Origin of the sequence: Erwinia sp. ErVv1 (assembly GCF_900068895.1) — a bacterium.
Taxonomy (GTDB): domain Bacteria; phylum Pseudomonadota; class Gammaproteobacteria; order Enterobacterales; family Enterobacteriaceae; genus Erwinia.
Map to the genome: position 1 here is coordinate 17,812 of NZ_CDPK01000024.1, position 549 is coordinate 18,360.

The window sequence follows — 549 nt, forward strand, 5'->3', positions numbered from 1 at the left end:
TTGCACCTTATCATCGCAACGATAATAAACGTTACAGATGCCAGCCAGGTCAAAATCTGCGCTGATGACACGCCTGTATTATTTGCAGGCAGGTCAAAACCTGCTCCGGTGAAACGGCTATGTTGCGGGTCAGAACGCCGGGGCGCCGTAAACCCCTCCCTGGGGGCTTCACTGCCGCATCCCTGCGGCAGAGACCCGGCTAATCTGCTCCGCAACACCGCCTTCTGGCTGCGGAGTGGTCTGTAAGTAGTCTGGCACTGAGCAATATCAGAACCTGCTTCAGTGNCCCGGCTAATCTGCTCCGCAACACCGCCTTCTGGCTGCGGAGTGGTCTGTAAGTAGTCTGGCACTGAGCAATATCAGAACCTGCTTCAGTGGCACTGGCTTTATAGCAGGCTTCAAAACAATCATCTGCATCGGGATACGGTGAATAATAAGGTCAGAACCTGCTTCTGATCCTACCGGAATTATCTGTCGGCAGTTTTGAAAATTGATACTGAGGGTGAGAACGCTTTTAGCAGCGACAACAGAGCCAGAGGCCAGGCGGGG